Origin of the sequence: Pseudobacteriovorax antillogorgiicola, assembly GCF_900177345.1 — a bacterium.
Taxonomy (GTDB): domain Bacteria; phylum Bdellovibrionota_B; class Oligoflexia; order Oligoflexales; family Oligoflexaceae; genus Pseudobacteriovorax; species Pseudobacteriovorax antillogorgiicola.
On sequence record NZ_FWZT01000068.1, the window covers coordinates 1 to 1,119 of the forward strand.

Consider the following 1,119-nt stretch of genomic DNA (forward strand, 5'->3'; position numbering starts at 1 on the left):
GGCATAGAAAAGCCCTCAATCTGATAAAATTAGGAATACAAAATTTCAAAAACCTAATCAGATGAGGGAGAATATAATGTCTGATGTAAAGTCTATCGTGCAAATTAACGAGTCGGAAGTGAAAAATCATCTCAGTGAGATGGTTCGGACGACGGTCGAGGATACGCTCAATACGATGCTCGACCAGGAAGCAGACAAGATCTGTGGCGCAAAGCGCTACGAGCGCTCTGAGGGCCGCAAGGATACCCGTGCAGGCTCTTATGGCCGCAAGCTACAGACCAAGGCTGGGGAGGTCAATCTCAAAGTGCCAAGGCTCAGAAAGCTGCCATTTGAGAGCATGATCATCGAGCGATACCGAAGGCGCGAGGCCTCTGTTGAGGAGGCTCTGATCGAAATGTACCTTGCCGGGGTCTCAGTCAGACGAGTCGAGGATATCACGGAGGCCCTGTGGGGCACAAAAGTCTCCGCTGGAACTGTCTCGAAGCTCAATCAAAAGATCTACGGCCGAATTGAAACATGGCTTGAGAGACCCATTTCTGGGACTTATAGCTACGTTTATCTCGATGGCATCTGGATGAAGCGTAGCTGGGGTGGTGAGGTCAGAAACGTATCGATCCTCGTTGCTATTGGTGTTGATGCGGACGGTTACCGGGAGGTACTCGGTGCTGCTGAGGGAGCTAAAGAAGACTTTGAAAGCTGGCGGAAATTCGTGACTAGTCTAAAGTCACGTGGCTTGAGTGGTGTTGAGCTGTTCATCTCGGATAAGTGTCTAGGGCTGACTCAGGCTATCGGGGCATGCTTTCCTGAAGCGAGGTGGCAGCGATGTACCGTGCACTTTTATCGCAACGTTTTCAGCGTGGTCCCTAAAGGTCGTGTTAAGGAAGTTGCTGCTATGCTAAAAGCTGTTCACGCCAGTGAGGATCTTGAGGCCGCCGATGCTAAGGCTAAGGAGATTATTTCTAAACTTGAAGATATGAGGCTTCCCAAAGCGGCAAGCTGCGTAAGGGAAGGCATCAACGAGACCTTCAGCTACTACCACTTTCCTCGTGAACACTGGACCCGGATCAAGACCAACAATATGCTCGAAAGGGTCATGAGGGAAATTAGACGGAGAACTCG

The 1,119-nt window shown here is 50.1% G+C and carries 1 protein-coding gene; it reads left to right on the forward strand.

Annotated elements, in window-relative coordinates; genetic code table 11:
* Nucleotides 1-61: 61 nt before the first annotated feature.
* Nucleotides 62-1,119 (forward strand): IS256 family transposase (locus tag B9N89_RS31170; RefSeq protein WP_132326508.1); only part of this gene is annotated, 1,058 nt, incomplete at its 3' end.